General features: G+C 71.0%; 25 protein-coding genes. 9 read left to right on the forward strand and 16 right to left on the reverse strand.

What is annotated here, in order from left to right; translation table 11 throughout:
• Window positions 1-191 (forward strand): hypothetical protein (locus IG78_RS50725; protein ID WP_037687117.1); only part of this gene is annotated, 191 nt, incomplete at its 5' end.
• A gap of 156 nt (window positions 192-347) precedes the next feature.
• Here IG78_RS50725 and IG78_RS0134460 read toward each other — a convergent pair.
• Complete coding sequence (locus tag IG78_RS0134460) at window positions 348-989, reverse strand: DNA-3-methyladenine glycosylase (RefSeq protein ID WP_030571225.1); 642 nt, start codon at window positions 987-989, stop codon at window positions 348-350.
• Window positions 990-1,181: 192 nt separating this feature from the next.
• Between IG78_RS0134460 and IG78_RS0134465 the strand changes: the two genes are divergently transcribed.
• From IG78_RS0134465 to IG78_RS0134475, 3 genes are all read left to right on the forward strand, one after another.
• Window positions 1,182-1,964 carry a sporulation protein gene (locus IG78_RS0134465; RefSeq protein ID WP_030571239.1) on the forward strand — a complete coding sequence of 261 codons (783 nt, stop codon included), beginning with the start codon at window positions 1,182-1,184 and terminating at the stop codon, window positions 1,962-1,964.
• Window positions 1,965-2,038: 74 nt separating this feature from the next.
• Window positions 2,039-2,578 (forward strand): YbhB/YbcL family Raf kinase inhibitor-like protein, encoded by a 540-nt coding sequence (locus tag IG78_RS0134470; RefSeq protein ID WP_030571241.1) that lies wholly within the window; start codon window positions 2,039-2,041, stop codon window positions 2,576-2,578.
• Between the two features lie 200 nt (window positions 2,579-2,778).
• Window positions 2,779-3,285 carry an HNH endonuclease gene (locus tag IG78_RS0134475; RefSeq protein ID WP_030571243.1) on the forward strand — a complete coding sequence of 169 codons (507 nt, stop codon included), beginning with the start codon at window positions 2,779-2,781 and terminating at the stop codon, window positions 3,283-3,285.
• A 93-nt stretch (window positions 3,286-3,378) separates the two neighbouring features.
• Here IG78_RS0134475 and IG78_RS0134480 read toward each other — a convergent pair whose 3' ends face one another.
• From IG78_RS0134480 to IG78_RS0134490, 3 genes are all read right to left on the reverse strand, one after another.
• Window positions 3,379-4,344: an SPFH domain-containing protein gene (locus tag IG78_RS0134480; RefSeq protein WP_030571245.1), complete on the reverse strand. Its 966-nt coding sequence runs from the start codon at window positions 4,342-4,344 to the stop codon at window positions 3,379-3,381.
• A 200-nt stretch (window positions 4,345-4,544) separates the two neighbouring features.
• A complete protein-coding gene (locus tag IG78_RS0134485; protein WP_030571247.1) occupies window positions 4,545-4,973 on the reverse strand; it encodes an NfeD family protein in 429 nt (142 codons plus the stop codon).
• 48 nt (window positions 4,974-5,021) lie between these two features.
• Complete coding sequence (locus IG78_RS0134490; RefSeq protein WP_030571250.1) at window positions 5,022-5,813, reverse strand: ABC transporter ATP-binding protein; 792 nt, start codon at window positions 5,811-5,813, stop codon at window positions 5,022-5,024.
• Between the two features lie 130 nt (window positions 5,814-5,943).
• Between IG78_RS0134490 and IG78_RS0134495 the strand changes: the two genes are divergently transcribed.
• Window positions 5,944-6,750, forward strand: coding sequence for a hypothetical protein (locus IG78_RS0134495; RefSeq protein WP_078965800.1), 807 nt, complete (start codon window positions 5,944-5,946; stop codon window positions 6,748-6,750).
• 173 nt (window positions 6,751-6,923) lie between these two features.
• On the opposite strand, the gene IG78_RS0134500 is transcribed toward IG78_RS0134495, so the two are convergent.
• The 4 genes from IG78_RS0134500 to IG78_RS0134515 all read right to left on the reverse strand — a co-directional run bounded on the left by IG78_RS0134500 (window position 6,924) and on the right by IG78_RS0134515 (window position 9,583).
• Window positions 6,924-7,169 (reverse strand): chaplin, encoded by a 246-nt coding sequence (locus IG78_RS0134500; protein ID WP_030571255.1) that lies wholly within the window; start codon window positions 7,167-7,169, stop codon window positions 6,924-6,926.
• Window positions 7,170-7,362: 193 nt separating this feature from the next.
• Window positions 7,363-7,608 carry a chaplin gene (locus IG78_RS0134505; protein WP_030571257.1) on the reverse strand — a complete coding sequence of 82 codons (246 nt, stop codon included), beginning with the start codon at window positions 7,606-7,608 and terminating at the stop codon, window positions 7,363-7,365.
• Window positions 7,609-7,782: 174 nt separating this feature from the next.
• The gene (locus IG78_RS0134510; RefSeq protein WP_283936556.1) at window positions 7,783-8,445 is read right to left on the reverse strand and encodes a response regulator; all 663 of its coding nucleotides are present in this window, start codon (window positions 8,443-8,445) and stop codon (window positions 7,783-7,785) included.
• Window positions 8,438-9,583 carry a GAF domain-containing sensor histidine kinase gene (locus IG78_RS0134515; protein WP_030571262.1) on the reverse strand — a complete coding sequence of 382 codons (1,146 nt, stop codon included), beginning with the start codon at window positions 9,581-9,583 and terminating at the stop codon, window positions 8,438-8,440. The genes IG78_RS0134510 and IG78_RS0134515 overlap by 8 nt, the downstream gene beginning before the upstream one ends.
• A gap of 551 nt (window positions 9,584-10,134) precedes the next feature.
• Here IG78_RS0134515 and IG78_RS0134520 point away from each other — a divergent pair.
• Complete coding sequence (locus IG78_RS0134520; protein ID WP_030571265.1) at window positions 10,135-10,824, forward strand: transglycosylase SLT domain-containing protein; 690 nt, start codon at window positions 10,135-10,137, stop codon at window positions 10,822-10,824.
• 132 nt (window positions 10,825-10,956) lie between these two features.
• Here IG78_RS0134520 and IG78_RS0134525 read toward each other — a convergent pair whose 3' ends face one another.
• Window positions 10,957-13,623, reverse strand: a complete 2,667-nt coding sequence (locus IG78_RS0134525; RefSeq protein ID WP_030571268.1) for an FHA domain-containing protein — start codon at window positions 13,621-13,623, stop codon at window positions 10,957-10,959.
• A 332-nt stretch (window positions 13,624-13,955) separates the two neighbouring features.
• Here IG78_RS0134525 and IG78_RS52835 point away from each other — a divergent pair, with 332 nt between their 5' ends.
• Together IG78_RS52835 and serB are read left to right on the forward strand one after the other, a co-directional pair.
• Window positions 13,956-16,517: a streptophobe family protein gene (locus IG78_RS52835; RefSeq protein WP_404827803.1), complete on the forward strand. Its 2,562-nt coding sequence runs from the start codon at window positions 13,956-13,958 to the stop codon at window positions 16,515-16,517.
• A 175-nt stretch (window positions 16,518-16,692) separates the two neighbouring features.
• Complete coding sequence (gene serB, locus IG78_RS0134535) at window positions 16,693-18,000, forward strand: phosphoserine phosphatase SerB (RefSeq protein WP_199813339.1); 1,308 nt, start codon at window positions 16,693-16,695, stop codon at window positions 17,998-18,000.
• Window positions 18,001-18,164: 164 nt separating this feature from the next.
• Here the strand turns inward: serB and IG78_RS0134540 are convergent, their stop codons facing one another.
• The 4 genes from IG78_RS0134540 to IG78_RS0134555 all read right to left on the reverse strand — a co-directional run bounded on the left by IG78_RS0134540 (window position 18,165) and on the right by IG78_RS0134555 (window position 20,933).
• Entirely contained in the window at window positions 18,165-18,683 is a 519-nt protein-coding gene (locus tag IG78_RS0134540; RefSeq protein WP_030571277.1) for a SixA phosphatase family protein, read from the reverse strand.
• A gap of 195 nt (window positions 18,684-18,878) precedes the next feature.
• The gene (locus tag IG78_RS0134545) at window positions 18,879-19,100 is read right to left on the reverse strand and encodes a hypothetical protein (RefSeq protein ID WP_030571280.1); all 222 of its coding nucleotides are present in this window, start codon (window positions 19,098-19,100) and stop codon (window positions 18,879-18,881) included.
• 188 nt (window positions 19,101-19,288) lie between these two features.
• Window positions 19,289-19,405 (reverse strand): SGM_5486 family transporter-associated protein, encoded by a 117-nt coding sequence (locus IG78_RS52295; protein WP_107055065.1) that lies wholly within the window; start codon window positions 19,403-19,405, stop codon window positions 19,289-19,291.
• 61 nt (window positions 19,406-19,466) lie between these two features.
• Entirely contained in the window at window positions 19,467-20,933 is a 1,467-nt protein-coding gene (locus tag IG78_RS0134555) for a CynX/NimT family MFS transporter (protein WP_030571284.1), read from the reverse strand.
• An 83-nt stretch (window positions 20,934-21,016) separates the two neighbouring features.
• Between IG78_RS0134555 and IG78_RS0134560 the strand changes: the two genes are divergently transcribed.
• On the forward strand, window positions 21,017-21,703 hold the full coding sequence (locus IG78_RS0134560) for a FadR/GntR family transcriptional regulator (protein ID WP_030571288.1): 687 nt from the start codon (window positions 21,017-21,019) through the stop codon (window positions 21,701-21,703).
• A 42-nt stretch (window positions 21,704-21,745) separates the two neighbouring features.
• On the opposite strand, the gene IG78_RS43150 is transcribed toward IG78_RS0134560, so the two are convergent.
• The 3 genes from IG78_RS43150 to fabG form a co-directional block, all read right to left on the reverse strand.
• Complete coding sequence (locus IG78_RS43150; protein ID WP_225882337.1) at window positions 21,746-22,042, reverse strand: hypothetical protein; 297 nt, start codon at window positions 22,040-22,042, stop codon at window positions 21,746-21,748.
• Between the two features lie 382 nt (window positions 22,043-22,424).
• On the reverse strand, window positions 22,425-23,195 hold the full coding sequence (gene fabI / locus IG78_RS0134570) for an enoyl-ACP reductase FabI (RefSeq protein ID WP_030571294.1): 771 nt from the start codon (window positions 23,193-23,195) through the stop codon (window positions 22,425-22,427).
• A gap of 4 nt (window positions 23,196-23,199) precedes the next feature.
• Entirely contained in the window at window positions 23,200-23,919 is a 720-nt protein-coding gene (fabG, locus tag IG78_RS0134575; protein WP_030571296.1) for a 3-oxoacyl-[acyl-carrier-protein] reductase, read from the reverse strand.
• Window positions 23,920-24,094 lie beyond the last annotated feature (175 nt).

The raw sequence follows: 24,094 nt of genomic DNA on the forward strand, positions 1-24,094 counted from the left end.
TTTCCTCCGGGCGCTTCCCTTCGGTGTTTCTTTTGTTCTTGCGTTTCCAACTCTACCAGATCCGTTTTCCGTTCCGTTCCCGGTTCGGATTTCATTTCCGGTGGCCGTTGGAGGGCCTTGCCTTATTGACTGCCTTTCGGCTGCCCTTCGGCGTGGTCACTACGTTAGCGGATTTCCCTGGCAACTCATAATCGAGTTCCGCGGATTCGAATTTCGACATGCAGGCATGCGAAACAGGACCCCGCTGGGGGAAGTCGTAGGTAGTGGTTGGCCGCTTCCGGCTGCAGGCTGAACGCCGTACCCGGGTCAAGCGGCTCGGGCCACGTTACGGCTCCAGCAAGGCCGCGTCAAGTTCGGCGGCGCCGCGGCACATGCGCCCGATAGGGGCTCACCGTAGGGTCGTTGGCCGTCCAGAAACGCCAGGGGTGGACGCTCCCCTCACCGCCCACTCCGGTGCGCGGGCCGTTGCTGACCTGCTCGGCGGGAGTGGGTATGCCACTGAGGAGAGTGAGGGGGGCGTCGGGGCCCGCGCAGAGGTCGGCGCCGTCGAGGTCCCGGTCCACGTCGAGGGCCGTGGCGAGGCGGGCGGGGCCTTTGGCCAGTTCCTTGTCGTTGCGGGCCGAGAGTCGCCGCTCGCGGGCCAGCTCGGCACCCTCGATGATCTCCCCCGCCCGCAGCAGGACCCCGCCTGCCGTCCCCTCCGGACCGCACACCACGTTCAGGCAGTGCCACATGCCGTAGGTGAAGTAGACGTACGCGTGCCCGGGCGGGCCGAACATCACGCTGTTGCGCGCCGTACGGCCGCGATAGGCATGGGACCCGGGGTCCGCCTCCCCCGCGTACGCCTCGACCTCCGTGAGGCGCAGCTCGATCGGGCCGTCCGGTGTGCTGCGCACAAGGACACGGCCGAGCAGTTCGGGTGCGACCTCGAGTACGGGGCGGTCGAAGAAGTCGCGGGGCAGGGGCGTACGGTCAGGGGCCACGATCATGCCTTACGAGCGTAGTGCACCGAACGTGTACGGGTTTGGCGTGGAGGCTGGCCTGCCGGCCACACCGCCGCGAGGGTGTGGGCGCGGGCACGGGCGTGGAACCGCGCGCGGCCCGATCGCGTTCGTACGTTGTCGAAGGTCGACGATCGATCGATCGAGTCAAGCCACAGGCTGGGCCTGGGGAGGAGAGTCATGGGGTTCAAGAAGCTGCTGGCGAGTCTGGGTGCCGGCGGGGCCTCCGTGGAGACGGTGCTCACCGAGGCCAACGTCGTACCGGGCGGTGTCGTCCAGGGCGAGGTGCGCATCCAGGGCGGCAGCGTCGACCAGCGCATCGAGGCGCTGTCCGTCGGTCTGCAGGCGCGCGTCGAGGTCGAGGGCCACGACCAGGAGACCAAGCAGGACATCGAGTTCACCAAGCAGCGGCTCGGCGGTGCCTTCGAGCTGAAGGCGGGCGCGGTGCACGCGGTGCCGTTCGGTCTCGACATCCCCTGGGAGACGCCCGTCACCCACTTCGCCGGACGTCAGCTTCACGGCATGAACATCGGGGTGACGACGGAACTGGAGATCGCCCGCGCCGTGGACTCCGGTGACCTGGACCCGGTGAACGTACACCCGCTGCCGGCGCAGCAGGCGATCCTGGACGCCTTCGGACAACTGGGCTTCCGCTTCAAGAGCGCCGACATGGAGCGCGGCCACATCCGTGGCACCCGGCAGAAGCTGCCGTTCTACCAGGAGATCGAGTTCTTCCCGCCGGAGCAGTACCGCGGCCTGAACCAGGTCGAGCTGAGCTTCGTCGCGGACGACCGGGAGATGGACGTCGTCCTGGAGATGGACAAGAAGCCGGGCCTGTTCAGCGAGGGCAGCGACTCGTACAAGACCTTCAAGGTCGGCCTGAGCGACTTCCAGGGCACCGACTGGGCGGCGTACCTGAACGAGTGGCTGTCCCACGTCGGGTCCAAGCGCAACTGGTTCTAGGCTCGACGACACTCGACGACAGCGGCGCGCGAACGCCGCCATCGCCCCACTGGAACCGATCAGGAGGTGCCTACGTGACCGAGGTCAAGAGGCCGCCGCTGCCCCATGACTTCCACCCGGCCGTGCCGTCGTTCACGGTCCGCAGCGCGGACTTCGAACCGGGTGCGGTACTGAAGGACGCCCAGGTGTACGCGGACGGGAACACCTCGCCGCACCTGCGGTGGGAGGGTTTCCCGCCGGAGACGAAGAGCTTCGCCGTGACCTGCTTCGACCCCGACGCCCCCACCGGGAGCGGGTTCTGGCACTGGTCCGTGTTCGACATCCCGGCGTCGGTGACCGAACTGCCGACGGGCGCGGGCAGCGGCAAGTTCGAGGGGCTCCCCGAGGGCGCCGTGCAGGTGCGCAACGACTACGGCACCAAGGACTTCGGTGGCGCCGCCCCGCCGCCCGGCGACCCGGCGCACCGCTATGTGTTCACGGTGTACGCGGTCGACCAGGAGAAGCTCGGCCCTGACTCGGACGCCTCGCCCGCCGTCGTCGGCTTCAACCTGCGGTTCCACACGCTGGCGCGGGCCCAGGTCCTCGCGGAGTACGCCGCGGCCGCCGACAGCTAGCGCGAGCTCCGGCGCAAGCCCGGCGTGCGCCCCCGGGGAATTCCCGACAGCTCAGGGTTCATGCAACGTTTGCCCGCCTCTGGTCTTGGAAGTGATCAGAGGCGGGCATCTTTTATTGCGTTGTCCAACCCGGCGTGCCCGGCCAGAGTTGATCCAAGCCCGCCAGGGGGTGGGCCGGTGCGCACGGGAGGGTGGGCGAGATGCGGGACACGCTGGTGCTGAACGCGAGCTTCGAACCTCTGTCGACGGTGACGCTGAACCGCGCCGTCGTGCTGGTTCTGCAGGACAAGGCCGTTGTCGAGCAGGCCCACCCCGCGCTGCGCGTGCGCGCCGCCGCCGTCGAGCTTCCGGTGCCCCGGGTGATCAGGTTGTGCCGTTATGTACGGGTGCCTTTCCGAAGACGCGCTCCCTGGTCGCGGCGCGGTGTCCTGGTGCGTGACCAGCACCGGTGCGCGTACTGCGGCAGAAGGGCGACGACCGTGGACCACGTGGTGCCGCGCTCCCAGGGCGGTGCGGACTCCTGGCTGAACACGGTGGCGTCGTGCGCCCTCGACAACCACCGCAAGGCGGACCGTACGCCGGAGCAGGCGCAGATGCCGCTGCTGCGCCAGCCGTTCGAGCCGACGCCCGCGGACGCGATGCTGCTGGCGCTCGGCCGCGAGGACTTCGAGGCCCTGCCGGACTGGCTGGCACAGCCCGCCGCGTAAGTGCGCGTACGACGTCGGGGGCGCCCTCTTCGGAAGAGGGCGCCCCCGACGTCGTACCCGTACGCGAGTACGTGAGTACGGGTAGTACGCGAGTCAGTCGATGGGCGGCTGTTCGCGGCGCTCCACACCGCTCGGGCTCTTCACGGCGGCCGCGCCGCCACCCCCGGAAGAACCGCCGCCGGAGAGCGGGCCGAAGTTGCCGAGCGCACCGCCGAGGCCCTTGAGGGCGTCGCCGATCTCGCTGGGCACGATCCAGAGCTTGTTGGCGTCGCCCTCGGCGATCTTCGGGAGCATCTGGAGGTACTGGTAGGAGAGGAGTTTCTGGTCCGGGTCGCCCGCGTGGATGGACTCGAAGACCGTACGGATCGCCTGGGCCTCGCCCTCGGCGCGCAGGGCCGCGGCCTTGGCCTCACCTTCGGCGCGCAGGATCGCGGACTGCTTCTCGCCCTCGGCGCGCAGGATCTCGGACTGGCGGACACCCTCGGCCTGGAGGATCGCGGCGCGCTTGTCACGGTCGGCGCGCATCTGCTTCTCCATCGAGTCCTGGATGGAGGTGGGCGGCTCGATCGCCTTGAGCTCGACGCGGTTGACGCGGATGCCCCACTTGCCTGTGGCCTCGTCGAGGACGCCGCGCAGAGCCGCGTTGATCTCCTCGCGGGAGGTCAGGGTCCGCTCCAGGTCCATGCCACCGATGATGTTGCGCAGGGTGGTGACGGTGAGCTGCTCGATCGCCTGGATGTAGCTGGCGACCTCGTACGTCGCGGCGCGGGCGTCGGTGACCTGGTAGTAGATGACGGTGTCGATGTTCACGACCAGGTTGTCCTGGGTGATCACCGGCTGGGGCGGGAAGGGCACGACCTGTTCACGCAGGTCGATGCGGTTGCGGATGGAGTCGATGAACGGGACGACGATGTTCAGGCCCGCGTTCAGGGTGCGTGTGTAGCGGCCGAAGCGCTCCACGATGGCGGCGCTGGCCTGTGGAATGACCTGGATCGTCTTGATCAGGGCGATGAAGACCAGCACCACCAGAATGATCAGGACGATGATGATTGGTTCCATCGTGGTTCCCCGTACCCTTCATGCTTCGTGTTCCCGGATGGTTGCGGTGTTCCGGAAGATCTTCCAGCCCGCCGGTCGAGTCTGTCAGAACAGTGCGCGGCCCGTGGGTCGTTCGGGATCACCCTGCCGTCACATGCCGTCACTTCCCGGCCGGGCGCGGCCAGTTGGCGTCGGCCGGGCGCCCGGATGCGGACGGACACTCAGATGACCACGGCTGTCGCTCCGTCGATCTCGACGACGTCCACCTCCTGGCCGGGCTCATAGCTCTGCTCGTTGTCGAGCGGCCGCGCCGACCAGATCTCGCCCGCCAGCTTGATGCGCCCCCCGGAGGAGTCGACCCGCTCCAGGACGACGGCGGATCTGCCCTTCAACGCCTCGACCCCGCTGACGAGTTCGGGCCGCTGGGAGCGGTGCCTGGCGGCGATCGGGCGTACGACCGCGATGAGCGCGACCGACACCACGGCGAAGACCACCGCCTGCAGGACCACGCCACCGCCGAGTCCTGCGGTCACGGCGGCGGCGACCGCGCCGACGGCGAGCATGCCGAACTCCGGCATCGCGGTCACTACCAGCGGGATTCCGAGGGCGGCCGCGCCGATCAGCCACCACACCCATGCGTCGATGTCCACACGGTCATGGTAGGCGCGCGGGTCCCGTGACCGACAGGGCGTATGCGATCAGCCGAGCGGGAGGCCCTGCGCCGACCAGCGGTCGCCGCGCTGCTCGACGACCAGCGGCAGGCCGAAGCAGAGGGAGAGGTTGCGCGAGGTGAGCTCCAGCTCCAGCGGCCCTGCGGCGAGCACCTTGCCCTGACGGATCATCAGGACGTGGGTGAAGCCGGGGGCGATCTCCTCGACGTGGTGCGTGACCATGATCATCGAGGGGGCGATGGGGTCGCGCGCGAGCCGGCCGAGACGGCGTACGAGGTCCTCGCGGCCGCCGAGGTCGAGGCCTGCGGCGGGCTCGTCGAGGAGCAGCAGCTCGGGGTCGGTCATCAGGGCGCGGGCGATCAGGGTGCGCTTGCGCTCGCCCTCGGAGAGGGTGCCGAACCTGCGGTCCAGGTAGTCGCTCATGCCGAGGCGGTCGAGGAAGGCGCGGGCACGCTGCTCGTCGATGTCCTCGTAGTCCTCGTGCCAGCCGGCCGTCATGCCGTACGCGGCCGTGAGGACCGTCTGCAGGACGGTCTGGCGCTTGGGGAGCTTGTCGGCCATGGCGATGCCGGCCATGCCGATGCGCGGGCGCAGCTCGAAGACGTCGACCTTGCCGAGCTGCTCGCCGAGGATGGTGGCGGTGCCCTTGCTCGGGAAGAGGTAGCTGGACGCGACGTTGAGGAGGGTGGTCTTGCCGGCGCCGTTCGGGCCGAGGATGACCCAGCGCTCCCCTTCCTTCACCGACCAGGAGACCTGGTCCACCAGAGCCCGGCCCTCCCGGACCACGGATACGTCCTGAAGCTCCAGTACATCGCTCATGAGCGCGTTGTCTCCCATTGCTCTTCTCGGCTGTCGCTCGCGTGTCCGCGTCTGTGGACGCGGCCCCCGGATAAAACCTACGCCACCGGTCGGCCGTTCCCGTGCCGAGCCCGGTCCTTAGGCTGTGTGCATGCTCTCGGAACCACGTTCAGGACGCTTGGCCGCTTGGGGAAACGCCCTTTTGGCCGGACTTGTTTCTCCCGATGACGCGGTGCACGCGATCGTGGGCGACGACGCGGTGCACCGGGTCGAGGGGCTGCCGGGCGAGTCCGCGCCGGTCGGACTCTCGCTGGCGCTCGGTCGGCTGCGGTCGCTCGGTGCGACGGGGCTTCGGGTGGCGCTGCCCGCGCCGGGGCATCCGCTCGGTCTGAGCGGGCCGCCCGCCTTCAACGAGCGCGCCCTGGAGGCCGAGGAGGCCGTGGTCGCGTCGGGTGCGCCGTACGGGCTCGTGCCGGAGGTGACGGAGGCGGGGCCCGAGGGTGCGGCGGAGGCGGCGGACGTCCATGTGGAGGTCGTGTGGCACTGCCTGCCGGTGCGGGCGGCGCCGCCCGCGGACGTGCCCTCGCTCGGCGAGGCGGAGCGCGAGCTCGCGGACGCGCTGCGGGAGGCCACCGAGGTACTCGCGCGGCTCGACGTGGCGGCGTCGGGCCCGGTCGCACAGGCCGCGATCGACGCGTACCGGGCACGGTCGGAGCCGGGACGCGAGCTGCTCGCGCCGGGGTATCCGCCGCGCGCGGTGCGGGTGTTGGAGCTGGCGCAGCGGGTCGGTCTGCTGATTTCGGTGGCGTACGAGAACGGGCACGGCGGGGCCGTGAGCGCGTCGCAGATGGGGGCGCGGGCGCAGGCGCTGCGGCCGGTGGAGCGGGTTGCGCGGCGGGCGCAGGTGGCCGCGTACAACGCTTATGTGGAGGAGCGGGAGCGGGGCGGCGGGAGGTAGGGGGCGCCCGGGGCCTCGGGCCCTGGGTGTGCGGTGCTCGGGGCCCTGGGGTGTGCGGTGCTCGGGGCCCTGGTTGTGCCTGGGTGGGTGTGCCAGAGGGCCCCGCGGACCTGGTGGTTCGCGGGGCCCTCTGCCCCGAGGGGTGGCGTGCGGCTACCCGAGGGGGCGGCGTGTCACCGGTTGACCGTCGCGTTGGCGAAGGTCGGGTTCAGGACGCCGATCACGTTCACGCTGTTGCCGGTGGCGTTCACCGGGACGTGGACCGGGGCCTGGACGAGGTTGCCGGAGCCGACGCCCGGGGACTTGGTGGCCACGCCGTTGGCCTCGGCGCCGGAGGCGGCGGAGGCGACACCGGCGGAGGCGCCCGCCGCGATACCGGCGACGGTGACGGCCAGGGCGGCCTTCTTGGCGATGTTCATGGGGGAGTGTTCCTCACTGATGACGCGGTGACCCCGGCTGTGGGGTCAGGACGTGTGCGACGCTTCGGCGCTCGCTACGCTCCGGCGCTCCGGCGTTTCGGCGGGGGGTGCCGGATGCAGGGGGTCCGGGGCTGTCGCCGGATCGCGCGGATGCGGCCGGATGCGCGGGTGCGCGGGTGCGCGGGTGCTGCGATCAGAAGTTCTCGCAGACGTTCCCGAACGCCGGGTTCAGGGCGCCGACCACGGTGATGGTGTTGCCGCAGGCGTTCACCGGGACGTGGACCGGGGCCTGGACGAGGTTGCCGGAGACGATGCCGGGGGAGTTCTTCGCCGCTCCGTGGGCGTCCGCGCCGCCGTGCGCCGTCGCGATACCGGCACCGGCCGCCACCAGACCACCGGCCACCATCGTGACGGCAGCGGCCTTCTTCAGGTTCTTCACTTCGTGCATCCTCCTGAGCAGAAGCTGCGGCCAGCCGCCGCAGCACGCACTGGAGAACGGCTGAGCCCCCGCCGGGTTGCGCCGAACAGGGGACATCCACACGACGGTATGAATCTCAGCCCGGAACGCGACGGTCCGGACTGGCCGGCAGGACCGCGCCGTGGCCTGCGGGGATCAGCCGGCCACGCCGTGCCGCACGGCCCACAGGGCCGCCTGGGTGCGGTCGGCGAGGTCGAGCTTCATGAGGATGTTCGACACATGGGTCTTGACGGTCTTCTCGGAGAGCACGAGGGCGCGGGCGATCTCGCGGTTGGAGCGGCCGTCCGCTATCAGGCCGAGCACCTCGCGCTCCCGTTCGGTGAGGGAGCTGCCTCTCCCCTGCGGGGTGTGGGTCTCTTCCTGGGACAGCAGCGCGCCCGCCACCTCGGGCTGGAGCAGTACGTGTCCGGCGTGCACGGAGCGGATGGCGCCGGCGAGGGCGTCGGGGTCCACGTCCTTGTACACATAGCCCGCCGCGCCCGCGCGCAGGGCGGGGACCACCGTGCGCTGCTCGGTGAAGCTGGTGACGATCAGCACGCGCGCGGGGTTGGCCAGCTCGCGCAGCTTGCGCAGGGCCTCGACGCCGTCCATACCCGGCATCTTGACGTCCATCAGGACGACGTCGGGCTTCAGCTCCTCGGCGGCCGCGACGCCCTCGGCGCCGTCCGCGGCCTCGCCGACGACCTCGATGTCCTCCTGGACCTCCAGGAACGTACGCAGACCGCGCCGGACCACCTGATGGTCGTCCACCAGAAGCACCCGGATCGCTGCCTTCGAATTGACCACGGCGTCAGCCACCAGGGACCTCCATCTCGATCGTCGTGCCCTTGCCGGGCTCCGACTCCACGGTCAGCCGTCCGCCGACCCCGCCCGCCCGGTCCCGCATGGAGACCAGACCCAAGTGCCGTCCCGCGCGCCGCACCGTGCGCGGGTCGAATCCCCTGCCGTCGTCGATGATGCGGAGGACCGCGCCGGGTCCGCGCTTCTGCAGGGCGACGCCGACGCTCTCCGCCTCCGCGTGCCGCAGGGCGTTGTGCAGGGCCTCCTGGGCGACGCGCAGCATCGCCTCCTCCTGGGCGGCGGGCAGGGCGCGCACTCCGCTGCTGTCGAACGTGACCGTGGCGGAGTGGGCGCGGTCGAGGACCTGGACGTGGGTGCGCAGGGTCGCGACCAGGCCGTCCTCGTCGAGGGCGGCGGGACGCAGCTCCACGACGGCGGCCCGCAGCTCGTCCGCGGCCTCCGCGGCGAGCGCCGCGACCTGCTGGAGCTCGCCCTTGGCGCGCGTCGGGTCGCGGTCCACCAGGGCGGCCGCCGCCTGTGCGGTCAGGCGCAGCGAGAAGAGCTTCTGGCTGACGGCGTCGTGCAGCTCGTGGGCGAGGCGGGAGCGCTCCTCGGCGATGGTGAGTTCACGGCTGCGCTCATAGAGGCGGGCGTTGGTCAGGGCGATGGCGGCGTGCTGGGCGAGGATCGACAGGAGTTCCTCGTCGTCCTCGTCGAAGCCGCAGCCGCCGGCCGGTTTGGCGCACCGCTTGTTGGCGAGGAAGAGGGCGCCGAGGGTCTCGTCGCCGTGCCGGATCGGCAGGCCGAGGAAGTCGGACATGTCCGGGTGGGCGGCGGGCCAGCCCTCGAAGCGGGGGTCCTCGCGGACGTCGGCGAGGCGCTCGGGCTCGGCCTTGCGCAGCATCGCGGCGAGGATGCCGTGCTGGCGGGGCAGCGGCCCGATGGCCTTCCACTGCTCGTCGCTGACGCCGTCGACGACGAACTGGGCGAAGCCGCCGTGGTCGTCGGGGACGCCGAGCGCCGCGTACTCCGCGTCGAGCAGCTCGCGGGCGGAGGCGACGATCGTCTTGAGGACGTCGCGCACCTCGAGCTGGCTGCTCATGGCGAGCAGGGCGGAGCTGACCGCGTACAGCCCCGATCGGGGTCCGTCTTTCATGGCCCAACCGTACCGGCGGGCTGTGACAGCGCGTATCCGTCCTGTGGCGGCCGATCTCTAGGACCCCGGCCCTAGGCCCATGGGTCCCCGCACGCGCGCGCCCGCGAGGAGGCAGCACGCGGGCACGCGCGCGTGCTCGCGGGTAGGAGGGGTCGGGAAGCCGCTCTCCGCCCCTGGCAGGACACCCACAGAAGCGGACCTCATCCCTCCGGATGAGTTTGCTCACCGAGAGCATTGCGTCAGCAACTGTTGGTGAGGTTGTTACGCCGCCGATGTGAGCCCGCGCATAGGACGCACATCACGTACGAAGCCGCCTAGTGGAGGTGAAGGTCCCATGGGGGTGGGACAGGGGCGGGGGTGCGGGCTCGGGGCCCGCCCCCTGATCCACTAAGCGGGATCGTACGTCACGCCTTTGCCACACAATTTTGCGCCCGCTAAGAATTGCATCCGTCGCTCGGCGCCGCGGTCCTCGCACCGCGGCGTTTCGCCGGTAGCAGTCCGTCCCCCGTCGGCGCAGAGCGGCCTCCCCGATACGAAGAGGTCCATCCCGCATGTCCAAGCACGTCCCCTCTGGTCATAGTCGCTCCACCCTGACCAAGGCCCAGAAGTTCTCGATCGCCGGTGTCGCCACTCTGGGTGCCGCCGCCCTCGCCTTCTCGATCGTGCCGGGCAACTCCGAAGCTCAGGCCGAGGCCCTCGGCACCCACTCGGCGGCCTGGACGACGCCCGCCCACGCCCAGACCGTGCAGGCGAGCGTCAGCAAGCAGCAGGCCAACGCCAGCAAGCAGGCCAAGGACGCCGCCGCGAAGGCCGCCGCCGACAAGAAGGCCGCCGCCGAGGCCGCCGCGAAGAAGAAGGCCGAGGACGAGCGCAAGGCCAAGGAGACGGCCAGCCGTGCCGCCGCCCGCAAGCCCGTCTACGCCAACAACCTCGACGGCTGGATCCGCCAGTCCCTCGACATCATGAAGTCCAAGGGCATCCCCGGCTCGTACGACGGTCTGCACCGCAACATCATGCGTGAGTCCACGGGCAATCCGAACGCCAAGAACGGCTGGGACATCAACGCCATCAACGGCACTCCGTCGATCGGCCTGCTCCAGGTGATCCAGCCGACGTTCAGCGCGTACCACGTCGAGGGCACCTCGACGAACATCTACGACCCGGTCGCCAACATCACGGCCGCGGCCAACTACGCCGCCGACCGCTACGGCTCCATCGACAACGTCAACAGCGCCTACTGAGCCGGACGACCTGGACCTCTTCCGAGGCTCGCAGACGCCGAAGGGCGGCACCCCGCGCGGGGTGCCGCCCTTTTTCGTGCCGCCCGTACGCCTTCGCGTATCCGTACGTCTTCGCGTACGGGCGGCACGTCGCTACTTGCGCATGACCTCCGGCTCGTGGCGGCGCAGGAAGCGGGCCACGAGGAAGCCGCACAGGGCGCCGAGGGCGAGCAGGGCGCCCATGTCCATGGCCCAGGACATGACCTCGTGGTCCCAGAGCGGGTCGGTGGCGCCCGGGTCGTCCGGGTTCGGGCTGATCCTGTTGAAGTCCAGGGTCGCGCCGGCGGCGGCGACGGCCCAGCGTGAGGGCATCAGGAACGAGAACTGGTTGACGCCGACCGTGCCGTGCAGGATGAACAGACAGCCGGTGAAGACGACCTGGATGATCGCGAACATCACGAGGAGCGGCATCGTCTTCTCAGCGGTCTTCACCAGGGCCGAGATGATCAAGCCGAACATCATCGAGGTGAAGCCGAGGGCCATGATCGGCAGGGAGAGCTCAAGGAGCACCCCGCCGCCGAGGATCAGGCCCTTCTCCGGGATCTCACGGGTGGAGAAGCCGATGGCGCCGACCAGGGCGCCCTGCAGCACGGTGATGGCGCCGAGGACGATGACCTTGGACATCAGGTACGCGGAACGGGACAGGCCGGTCGCGCGTTCCCGTTCGTAGATCACCCGTTCCTTGATCAGCTCGCGGACCGAGTTGGCGGCGCCCGCGAAGCAGGCGCCGACCGCGAGGATCAGGAGCACCGTCGTGGCTGTGCCGTTCGGGACGATCTTGCCGGTCCTGGGGTTCACGACCGGCAGCAGGCCCTTGTCCGGGTCGATGAGCAGGCTCACCGCGCCGAGCACCGCGGGCAGGATCAGCATCAGCGCCATGAAGCCCTTGTCGGAGGCGATCACGGACACATAGCGGCGGATCAGGGTGATCAACTGCGAGCCCCAGCCCTGCGGCTTGGGCGGGCTGATCGCGCGCGGCGGCGGCATATGTACGGACTGCGCGGCGACTGCGTCGATGTCCGCGGCGTACATCTGGTAGTGCTGTGAGCCCTTCCAGCGGCCCGCCCAGTCGTAGTCGCGGTAGTTCTCGAAGGCGGAGAAGACGTCGGCCCAGGTGCTGTAGCCGAAGAAGTTCAGGGCCTCCTCGGGCGGGCCGAAGTACGCCACCGAGCCGCCCGGCGCCATCACGAGCAGCTTGTCGCAGATGGCGAGCTCGGCCACGGAGTGTGTGACGACGAGGACCGTGCGGCCGTCGTCGGCGAGGCCGCGCAGGAGCTGCATGACGTCACGGTCCATGCCCGGGTCGAGGCCCGACGTGGGCTCGTCCAGGAAGATCAGCGACGGCTTGGTGAGCAGTTCCAGGGCCACCGACACGCGCTTGCGCTGACCGCCGGACAGGGACGTGACCTTCTTGTCCTTGTGGATGTCCAGCTTCAGCTCGCGCAGGACTTCGCCTATGCGCTGCTGGCGCTCCTGCTCGCTGGTGTCGGCGGGGAAGCGCAGCTTGGCCGCGTACTTGAGCGCCTTGTTGACGGTCAGCTCCTTGTGCAGGATGTCGTCCTGCGGGACCAGACCGATGCGCTGACGCAGCTCGGCGAACTGCTTGTACAGGTTCCGGTTGTCGTAGAGGACGTCGCCCTGGTTGGCGGGCCGGTAGCCGGTGAGCGCCTTGAGCAGGGTCGACTTTCCTGAGCCCGAGGGGCCGATGACCGCGATCAGCGACTTCTCCGGGACACCGAAGGAGACGTCCTTCAGGATCTGCTTGCCGCCGTCGACGGTGACGGTGAGATGGCGCGCGGAGAAGGAGATGTCACCGGTGTCGACGAACTCCTCCAGTCGGTCGCCGACGAGGCGGAACGTCGAGTGGCCGACGCCGACGATGTCGTTCGGGCCGATGAGGACCGTGGACGACTTCGCGATCGGCATGCCGTTGACGTACGTACCGTTGTGCGAGCCGAGGTCGCTCAGCTCGAAGCGGCCGTCGGGCGACGCCGTGAACTCCGCGTGCAGCCGCGAGACCTGGAGGTCGGAGACCACCAGCTCGTTCTCCAGGGCGCGGCCGATGCGCATCTTTCGGCCAAGCGCGAACTGGTGGTACGTCGTCGGGCTGCGGTCGCCGTAGACCGGCGGGGCCCCCGCCGCGCCGCCGGTTCCCACGCCCGCGCCCGGGCCCTGCTGCGGAACCTGACCGTGGCCCTGCTGCGGGACCTGCCCCTGCTGCGGCCAGCCCTGCTGCGGCTGCTGCTGTTGCATCTGCTGCCCGGGCGCCTGGTAGTGCGGCGCCTGGTGCTGCGGTGCTTGGTGCTGCGGCTGGTGCGGCTGCGGGGCCTGAGCGGCCCAGCCTGGCGCTTCCTGCTGCCCGGCGCCGGCCTGGCCGGGGCCCTGCTGCGGCGGCGCGTGCTGTGCCTGCTGCTGTGCCTGCTGCTGCGCGCCCGGCGCGGACATGGCAGCGGCGGCGGCGCCGTGAGCGCCGCCGGAGAGGACGAGCTGCGGGCCGTCGGTCGCGTTGCCCAGATGGACGGCCGACCCGGGGCCGATCTCCATCTGATGGATCCGCTGCCCCTGCACGAAGGTGCCGTTGGTGGAGCCGTGGTCCTCGATGACCCAACTGCGCCCGCCCCAACTGATCGTCGCGTGTCGCCAGGAGACCCTGGCGTCGTCGAGCGCGATGTCACCCTGTGGATCACGCCCAAGGGTGTACGCCCTGGACGAATCCAGCGTCCAGGTCCTGCCATTCAATTCCAGTACGAGTTCCGGCACTCCATGCCCCACTGAGTTGTCCCCCGAGTTGCCCCATCATGGGGAGTCTAGGGATGTCGAACATCGGGAGGAACTATTTCAGGCGGAGGCCTCTGACCGAAAGTCGAGCCTTGTGAAGACTGCGTACGGGCCACTATGACTGCCCCGTTGACGGGGTGGATACCACCCCGGAAAGTAGTAAGGGCTCTCAGCGAGTACGGATCGCGTACATAAAGTGCATGTCTCTCATGTCAGCGATGCGACGTTCTGTTCTGTTCGCCATCTCTGCCGTGTCCGGCGTGACCGGTGCGTCCGCACGAGGAGGGCGACGCGCTGCGAGCTCGGGGGGTCCGATGGAGACCGGCCGGTACAAGGACGTGCGCCGAGGCGTCCCCTGGGGGGACGTCCTGCTCTCCGCGATCGCCGCGGTCAGTTGGGCACTCATCGGAATGGCGGGCACCGCGGCGCTGGGGCTGCACCTGCTCGGCGCGGACGCGGCGGGCTCGCTCGGGCCGATGACCGCGGCGGCGGTGGCCCTGGGCGTCGGCGGTTCGATCAGCCCTTCCGGTGATGTGTCGGCCTTCGGTCTTGAGGGCGCGGAGGCGACCACCGCCATCGATGTGACCCCGCTCGGCGTGAGTCTGGTGGGGGCGGTGTTACTCGCTCTCTTCTTCTTGCGTTCCCTGCGCGGCGCGGGAGTTGTGATCTCACCCGCCGAACTCTGTGCCCGCGTGGGCACGGTGATCATCCTTTTCCTCGGCATGCTCGGTGGCCTCGCGTGGGCGGGACACGATGTCATCACGATCGACGGCGAACAGCTCGGTATCGACAAGGGAATCGACAAAGGCGTCGACAAAGGTCTGGACAATCTTCCCGACGGAATCGCCGACCGGATTCCCGACGGGCTCAAGGACATCGGCGGCATCGGGGACATCGGCGGGCTGCTGCCCGACCGGCTCGGCGATCTCGCGGAGGCGGAGGCCGCCGTCGGCTTCACCGTCGACACGGGTGCCACGCTGCTCGGTGGCGCCGTCTGGGTCACCGTCGTACTGATCGTCGCGCTGCTCGCCTCCCGCCACACCCCGCTGCCGCCCGGCTTCGGCGCCGTGCACCGCCTCGTGCGGCCCGCCGCGTCCGCCCTGGTGACGGTGGTCCTGATGGCCGTGCTCGCCGGGATCACCGCGGCGGTGTACGCGATGATCGGTGATGCCCACCCGAAGCGGATCGCGGGCGGTGCGCTGCTCGGCGCTCCCAACGGGGTGTTCCTCGGGCTCCCCGTCGGCCTCTTCGTCCCCTACGACGGGGAGGCGTCCGGCGCGCTCACCCGCTTCCTGCCCGACCCGGTGGACGATCTGCTGCGCGGCGACACGAACAAGCCACTGACCCTTGACCGGCTCGCGGAGCTCGACGGCAGGGTCTGGCTGCTCGCGGTGGCCGCGCTTCTGATGATGCTGTTCGCCGGAGTGCTCACGGCCGTGCGCAGCCCGTTGGTACGGGACGCGGGCGCCGCCGGTTTCGCCGCCCGCTGCGCGCTGTGGCTCGGCCTCGTGACGGCGGTCGCCCTGCCCCTGATGACCTGGCTGACCGGGGTCTCCGCGGACGCCTCCCTTTCGGTACTCGGCTTCGACGCGTTCGGGGCGGGGCTCGAACTGCGCGGCCGCGTCGGCATGGCGGTGCTTCTGGGGGCCGGGTGGGGTCTTGCCGCCGGGGCCGCGGGGGCCGTCCTCGCCCGGGCCACGGGGGCGGCGGGGGGTCGCGCATCGCCGCTGGCGCTGGGGCTCGGCGGGGCTGCGGAGGATCTGGTTCCGGGGGTGTCATCCCCTGGGCCGGGGGTGCCTTCTGCGCCTGGGCTGTCCCCTGAGTCGGGGGCGCGGCCCTCGGGGCCCGCGTCCGGGCCGTACCGGCAGAGCACGCCTTACCGGCCGCCGCGGGCGGAGACGAATCCGTATCTCCAGGCGCCACAGGTGTCGCGGGGCTGGCGGGATCGGGGGGAGGGACCTGTGGACGGTGTTTCCGGGGGCGGGGGGTACGGGGGCGCTGGGCACGGGGCCGACTCCGCGGGGGGCAGGTCCGGGGACGGTGGGCACGCGCCCGGGCCCGCGGGCAGTGGGTCCCGCGACGGCGGACACGCACCCGGACCCGCGGGCGGTGGGTCCCGGGACGGCAGGCACGCACCCGGACCCGCGGGCGACAGGTCCCGGGACGGCGGACACGCACCCGGACCCGGACCCGCGAGCGGCAGGTACGGGAACGACGCGCACGCACCCGGACCCGCGAGCAGTGGGTCCCGCGACGGCGGATACGCACCCGGGCCCGCGAGCGGTGGGTCCCGGGACGGCGGACACGCACCCGGACCCGCGAGCGGCAGGCATGGGAGCGACGCGCACGCGCCCGGGCCCGCGGGCAGTGGGTCCCGCGACGGCGGACACGCACCCGGACCCGCGAGCGGCAGGCATGGGAGCGACGCGCACGCGCCCGGGCCCGGGCCCGGGCCCGCGGGCAGTGGGTCCCGCGACGGCGGACACGCACCCGGACCCGCGAGCGGTGGGTCCCGGGACGGCGGATACGCGCCCGGACCCGCAAGCGGCAGGCACGGGGACGACGCGCACGCACCCGGACCCGCAAGCGGCAGGCACGGCTCCGGTGCGGGCGGCCCCCGTCGAGCGGAGGAGGAGCGCGACGAGCGGTGGTCGGGGGGCGGTGGAGGGGCGCCTGAGTACGGTCCGCCCGGGCCGGTGGCGCCGCCCCGGGTGAGCGGGGCGCCCACGGTTGCTGGGCCGACGGTGCCGCCGCCGGGTGACGGGTCACGGCGCGGACGCCGAGGCGAGGCGGACTGGCCGCCGCCACCGCCCCCTCCACCCCCGCCGCCCCCACCGCCACCTCGGCGAAAGCCGCCGCGGCGGCGCGAGGACTGAGGGCCCGCCGTACGCGAGCAGAACCCTGCGGCGAGCCCCCGCGCCCCGGGTGAACAAGCCCCCACTACCCGGCGGACCCCGGGCGACAGGCGGTCGAGAGGCCGGTGGGCCGGGCGTCCGAGGGCCGGACACCCGCGTCGGGTGGGGCGTGGGGCCAGCTACCGTGGGGATCACCATGAGTGCCTCGACGCCCCCCAAGATCCCCGGCGCGCCCGTGCTGGCAGGCTCCGGCGCGCCCGCGCCGGCGGAGTCCCGTACGCCCGCGCCACCGGCAGGTGCCCACGCCCCCGCCGACCTCCCCACGCTCCTCGTCAAGATCTTCGGCAAGGACCGTCCGGGAATCACCGCCGGGCTCTTCGACACCCTCGCCGCATACTCCGTCGACGTCATCGACATCGAGCAGGTCGTGACCCGTGGCCGGATAGTGCTGTGCGCCCTCGTCACCGCACCGCAGCCCGGCCTCGAAGGCGACCTGCGGGCCACCGTCCACAGTTGGGCGGAGTCCCTGAAGCTCCAGGCCGAGATCATCTCGGGCCGGGGCGACAACCGCCCGCGCGGCCTCGGCCGGTCCCTGGTCACCGTCCTCGGCCACCCGCTCACCGCCGAGTCGACGGCCGCGATCGCCGCCCGCATCACCGGGACCGGCGGCAACATCGACCGTATCTTCCGCCTTGCCAAGTACCCGGTCACCGCGGTGGAGTTCGCCGTCTCGGGTACGGAGACCGAACCGCTGCGCACCGCCCTCGCGACGGAGGCGCGCGCCCTCGGTGTGGACGTCGCGGTGGTCGCCGCGGGCCTGCACCGCCGCGCCCAGCGCCTGGTCGTGATGGACGTCGACTCGACCCTCATCCAGGACGAGGTGATCGAGCTCTTCGCCGCGCACGCGGGCTGCGAGGAGGAGGTCGCCGCCGTGACCACGGCGGCCATGCGCGGCGAGCTCGACTTCGAGGAGTCGCTGCACGCCCGCGTCGCCCTGCTCAAGGGCCTGGACGTGTCCTCCGTGGACAAGGTCAGGGCCGAGGTACGGCTCACCCCGGGCGCGCGCACCCTCATCCGCACCCTCAAGCGCCTCGGCTACCAGGTCGGCGTCGTCTCCGGCGGCTTCACCCAGGTCACCGACGACCTGAAGGAGCGTCTCGGCCTGGACTTCGCCCACGCCAACACGCTGGAGATCGTGGACGGCAAGCTCACCGGCAGGGTGACCGGAGAGATCGTGGACCGGGCGGGCAAGGCCAGACTGCTGCGCCGCTTCGCCGCCGAGGCGGGTGTGCCGCTGGAGCAGACCGTGGCGATCGGCGACGGTGCCAACGACCTGGACATGCTGAACGCGGCCGGTCTCGGCGTCGCCTTCAACGCCAAGCCGATGGTCCGCGAGGCCGCCCACACCGCGGTGAACGTCCCCTTCCTGGACACCGTCCTGTACCTCCTGGGCATCACCCGCGAAGAGGTCGAGGCCGCGAACATGCACCTGGACCAGGACTGAGGACCGGGCTGGACCGGCCCAGCCCGGGCTCGGCGTGAAAGACGGTCAGGGCCGACCCGGCACGAGCGAGCGCAGCGGGGCCCCGCGCCCGGCGAGACGCCGGGCCCCGCTGCGCACCGATGTCGTGCCGACCCCGCCGGTCGGTACGACACCTCACCATGCCGTTACTCCGAAGGCGCCCAATAGTCCACGAGAGTGGCCGTGCCCGGCTCCAGGGTCTTCCAGGAGCCGGTGTGCGTCAGGACGGCGAAGGCCGACGTCGGGAAACCGCGGCGGTTCATGCGCACCTGCGCGTCGCCCTCCGCGTCTCCGGCCAGGACGTCGGCGAGTCCGTGGACGCCCGGGTTGTGGCCGATCAGGATCACGTCCCGCGCGTCGTCCGGCGTTTCGTTGAGCACGGCGATCAGCTCGCCGGGCGAGGCCTCATAGAGCCGGTCGTCATACACCGTCCGGGGGCGCTGTGGCAGTTCCTGGACGGCGAGCTTCCACGTCTCGCGGGTCCGGACGGCGCTCGAGCAGAGGGCCAGGTCGAAGGCGATCCCGGTCTCGGAGAGTCTGCGGCCGGCGACAGGGGCATCCTTGCGGCCGCGCTCGGCGAGCGGCCGCTCGTGGTCGGACACCTGCGGCCAGTCGGCCTTCGCATGCCGGAAGAGGACGATCCTGCGGAGTTCTGCGACGCTCATGCGTCCCAGCTTCGCATGAAACACGCCATGGAGCGCGGGGAGTTGACCGGCTCTGCCGACACGAGTGACGGGGCGTCCACCACGTGACGTACGAGGTCGGCGGCGGTTTCCGGGCCGATCGCAGGCTTTCGGGCGTGTTCAACCGCGATCTTGTGTCCGTCCTGGTGGCGCAGCGGAACGGGGGCGGGCCAAGGGTCAGGCGGCGATGCGCAGGAGGGCGCGGAAGCGCTCCAGGAGGTCCGAGACGGCGGGCTCGCTGCTGGCCGCGTGCGCGTCTGCGGGGTTCAGTATGAGCAGGAGCAGGGCCGCGAAGGCGATCGCGGGCAGGGCTATGGCCCACCAGGGGAGCTGGATCTCGATGGCGGCCGGCTTCGCCTGGTCCGCCGGGTCGCGCCGGGTGTGCGAACGGGCCGACATGCCGCCTCCATGGTCTTCGAGTGCTCCGTGCCGCGTGTTCGCGGCCACATCTCGAAGGTACGGAGTCCGGGCTCCTCAACCCATCCGGTGATCCACCCAGTTAACCCTGACACTGACCCCCTAGGGGATGGTGGTGCTAGCCCCACCATGCGTCGGCGCGGGGCGCTCGCGGGTCTGCTGAGTCGACGTCAGGGCGAGGCCACCGCAGCGATGATTCCGATGACGACGGTGATGGCCAGCATCGCGCCGAGCACGATCAGGAGCTTCTTCTGGCCGTTCTGGGGGTTCGGGTCGAGCACGGGCATGGGGCAAGTCTCGCACCCTTCGCCCGCACGGGAGCCGCCGGGGTCGGGATCACGCCCCCGGTCACGCCCCCGGTCGCGCGGCCGACGCCCTGGCCGCCACCTCGTCCTCGACCGTGCGGTCACGGCCCGCGAGGATGCCGAGGGCGATCTGCGGCACCATCAGGCCCGCCATGAGCGCGATCGGCAGGCCCCAGCCGCCGCTGTGCTGGTAGAGCACGCCGACGAGCAGCGGTCCCGGGATCGAGATCAGATAGCCGGTGCTCTGCGCGAAGGCGGAGAGCTTGGCCACACCCGTGCTGCTCTTGGCGCGCATGCCGACCATCGTGAGGGCCAGCGGGAAGGCGCAGTTGGAGATGCCGCACAGCAGCGCCCACGCCCAGGCGCCGCCCGCCGGGGCGAAGTACAGGCCCGCGTACCCGGCGAGACCGCATGCGCCGAGGACGGCCACCACGGGACCCTGATGGGGCAGCCGCGTGGCCACGCGCGGGATGACGAAGGCGAGGGGCACACCCATGGCCATGGTGACGGCGAGCAGCACACCGGCCTCGCCTGCCGGTACCCCCGCGTCCCGGAAGATCTGCGGCATCCAGCCCATGGTGATGTACGCGGCGGTGGCCTGGAGGCCGAAGAAGCAGGCCAGTGCCCACGCGGTGCGGCTGTGCGTGATGCGCAGGGCCTCGTCCTGCCGCCGCACGGCGGCTGGCACGCGTTCGGCGCCCGCCTCACCGGCGGCGCGGTGGCGCGCCAGCGCGATCCACGGCACGACGGCGACGACGGCGATCGTCGCCCAGACCGCGAGGCCGGTGCGCCAACTGCCGCCCAGGGCGTCGGTCAGGGGCACGGTGGCGGCGGCCGCGAGCGAGGTGCCGAGCGCGAGGGCCATCGAGTACAGGCCCGTCATCGAACCGACGCGGTCGGGGAACCAGCGCTTGACGATCACCGGCATCAGGACGTTGCTGACGGCGATGCCCATGAGGGCGAGCGCGCTGGCGGCCAGGAAGCCGACCGTACCGCCGATGAAGGGGCGTATCAGCAGGCCCGCGGCGATGGCCACCATGCCCGCGCACACCACCGCGGGAGGGCCGAAGCGGCGGGCGAAGCGCGGCGCGAGGCTTCCGAAGACCGCGAAGCACAGCGGGGGCACGGAGGTGAGGAGTCCCGCCAGGGTGCCGCTCATGCCGAGCCCGTCGCGCACCTCTTCGAGGAGCGCGCCGAGGCTGGTGATGGCGGGCCGCAGGTTGAGCGCCGCGAGGACGATGCCGACGACGACCAGACGCGTTGCCCACGCGCGCGTGGCGGGCTGTTCGCCCTTGGGCGCTCCCGCGACGGATGACCCCGCGCTGGATGACCGCACGTCGGGTGACCGCACGCCGGACTCCCGCGTGCCGGACGTCCGGTCCACGGACTCCGGGTCCACGGACTCCCGCGCGGCGGATGCCCGCCCGGCAGGGTCCGCAGGAGGCGTCTTCGTGCTCGTGGGGGCGCCCGCGCCCGTGGTGGTCCTCGTCTTCGCTTCCTCACTCGCCATGAGGCCATCATAGAATCATGGGATGATTGGCTGTCCAATCGTAAATGTTCCGTCCGTCGTGACCGCTCGCCCGAAGGAACGTCATGCCGCTGACCACCCCTCGCCGCTCGGCGCTCTCCGAGCAGGTCATCTCCGAGCTGCGCAATCAGATCTCGTCCGGCGAGTGGCCGGTGGGCTCCCGCATCCCGACCGAGCCCGAGTTGGTGGAGCAACTGGGCGTGGCCAGGAACACGGTGCGCGAGGCCGTCCGCGCGCTCGCCCACAACGGCCTGCTCGACATCCGGCAGGGCTCGGGCACCTATGTGGTCGCCACCAGTGAGCTCGCGGGCGTGATGCAGCGCAGGTTCGCCGACGCGAGCCCCCGGCACATCGCCGAGCTGCGGGCCACGCTGGAGTCGAGTGCGGCGAAGCTCGCCGCGGAGCGGCGCACCGAACGGGACCTGCGGCAGCTCGACTCGCTCCTCGCCCGGCGCGAGGAGGCCTGGGCCTCGGGCGACGCCGAGGCGTTCGTGACGGCCGACTCGACCCTGCATCTGGCCGTGGTGGCCGCGTCCCACAACGACGTCATGACGGCGATGTACGCGGATCTGGGCGAGGTCCTGCGGGACTGGCTGCGCGAGGACATCGGCAGCGAGCTCACGCCCGCCGCCTACATGGACCACAGCCGCCTGGTGGAGGCGATCCGGGCGCAGGACGCGGAGGGCGCCGCGACGGTGGCGGCGAGCTATCCGTACCTGTGCCGTCCCGAGCGCCTCGCTGCCGACGCCTGACGAGCCGCCCGGCAGCCCACTCCGGGCCCGGTCGCGGTCAGGTCAGCGCTGGTGGCTGACCCACACCGCGCGGATCTCCTTCCAGCACCGCCCGGTGAGCCGCACGGTCGTGGCGGGTCCGGCCGCGACCGGGCGGCTGTCGCTGTCCACGTCCCACCACCGGTCGCACTCGATGTGCAGCCGGACGCGGTCGCTCTCGGGATAGGGGTTGTGGCAGTAGGCGACGGCCGTCGACCCCTGGATGCTGCTGCGGCACTCCGCGCCAAAAGGCCGGTCCTCGCGCGCGTCCTGGGCGGCGTCCGCGGGTTCTTCGCCGACGGCTGTGCGGGACTCCGACACTCCCCCGACGGGAGCGGGGGCCTCCGCCGCTCCCCCGACGGGAGCGCGGTTCTCCGAGACTTCCCCGACGGGAGCGCGCGTCTCCGACACTCCCCCGGCGCCGTGCGAAACGGTGTCGTAGGGAAGGTCGTCGTAGGAAAGGCTGTCGTAGGGAAGGTCGTCGTAGGAAAGGCTGTCGTAGGGAAGGTCGTAGGGAAGTGAGACGAGAAGGGCGAGGGCGGCGGCGAGCACCGCACCGGGTGACCAGCGCACACTCCAGGGTGCGCGGCACGGGCCCGCCCGCGCCCGGTCAGAAGGCCGAACGGGCGACGCCCCGCCCTCCGGCGCGGTGCGGGAAGGCGGGGCGTCGGTGAACCGGAGCGTCGGTGAACCCGTAAGGAGATCAGGCACCCATCATGTGCACGCCGCCGTCGACGTGGATGATCTCGCCGGTGGTCTTCGGGAAGAAGTCCGAGAGCAGCGCGACGATGCCGCGGCCCGCGGGCTCCGGGTCGGCCATGTCCCACTGGAGCGGGGAGCGCTCGTCCCAGACCTTCGCGAGGTCGGAGAAGCCCGGGATGGACTTCGCGGCCATGGAGCCGAGCGGCCCCGCGGAGACCAGGTTGCAGCGGATGTCCCGGGAGCCGAGGTCACGCGCCAGATAGCGGCTGGTGGCCTCGAGGGCGGCCTTGGCCGGGCCCATCCAGTCGTACTGCGGCCAGGCGAACTGCGCGTCGAAGGTCAGGCCGACGACCGCGCCGCCCTCCTCCGGCATCAGCGGCAGGCAGGCCATGGTCAGCGACTTCAGGGAGTACGCCGAGACATGCATGGCCGTGGCCACCGACTCGAACGGCGTGTTCAGGAAGTTGCCGCCGAGGGCGTCCTGCGGGGCGAAGCCGATGGAGTGGACGACGCCGTCCAGGCCGCCGAGCTCCTCGCGCACCAGGCCTTCGAGGCGGGCCAGGTGCTCGTCGTTGGTCACGTCGAGCTCGATGACCTTGGCGGGCTTGGGCAGCTTCTTGGCGATGCGCTCGGTGAGCGTGGGCCGCGGGAAGGCGGTCAGGATGACCTCGGCACCCTGTTCCTGCGCGACCTTGGCCGCGTGGAAGGCGATGGACGACTCCATCAGCACACCCGTGATCAGGATCCGCTTGCCGTCGAGAATTCCGCTCATGTGATCAGTGACCCATGCCCAATCCGCCGTCAACAGGGATGACGGCTCCAGTGATGTACGAGGCGTCGTCCGAGGCGAGGAACTTCACCGTGGCGGCGATCTCCTCGGGCCGCGCGTAACGGCCGAGCGGCACCTGCGAGACGATGTTCGCCCGCTGCTCGTCCGTCAGGACCTTGGTCATGTCCGTGTCGACAAAACCGGGCGCGACGACGTTGAAGGTGAGGTTGCGCGACCCCAGCTCCCGGGCGAGCGAGCGCGCGAAGCCGACCAGACCCGCCTTGGAGGCGGCGTAGTTGGCCTGCCCCGGCCCGCCGAACAGACCCACCACCGAGGAGATCAGGACGACGCGGCCCTTCCTGGCGCGCAGCATGCCGCGGTTGGCCCGCTTCACGACCCGGAAGGTGCCGGTGAGGTTGGTGTCGAGGACGGACGTGAAGTCCTCCTCGGACATACGCATCAGGAGCTGGTCCTTGGTGATGCCCGCGTTGGCGACGAGCACCTCGACCGCGCCGTGCTTCTCCTCGACCTCCTTGTAGGCCTGCTCCACCTGCTCGGTGTCGGTGATGTCGCACTTGACGGCGAGGACGCCGGCCGCGGTGAGGTCCTTGGGCGGCTCACCCGAGCGGTAGGTGATCGCGACCTGGTCGCCGGCGTCGGCGAACGCGCGGGCGATGGCGAGGCCGATGCCCCGGTTTCCTCCAGTGACGAGAACCGAGCGGCTCAACGGATCACCCTTTCCTTGGCTGTGTGGTCACCCGGAAATCTATCGGTCCTGTGCTCGATACGGGGAATCGGTGACCGACAGTGGCTCGGAAGACTCCCTGTGGGATCCCTACAGAAAGTCGGGGGCGGGCGGCGGGCAAAGGTGTGGCCCGGCGGCCGGTCCGCACGCGATGATC

The sequence above is a fragment of the Streptomyces aureocirculatus genome (assembly GCF_000720475.1).
Taxonomy (GTDB): Bacteria; Actinomycetota; Actinomycetes; order Streptomycetales; family Streptomycetaceae; genus Streptomyces; species Streptomyces aureocirculatus.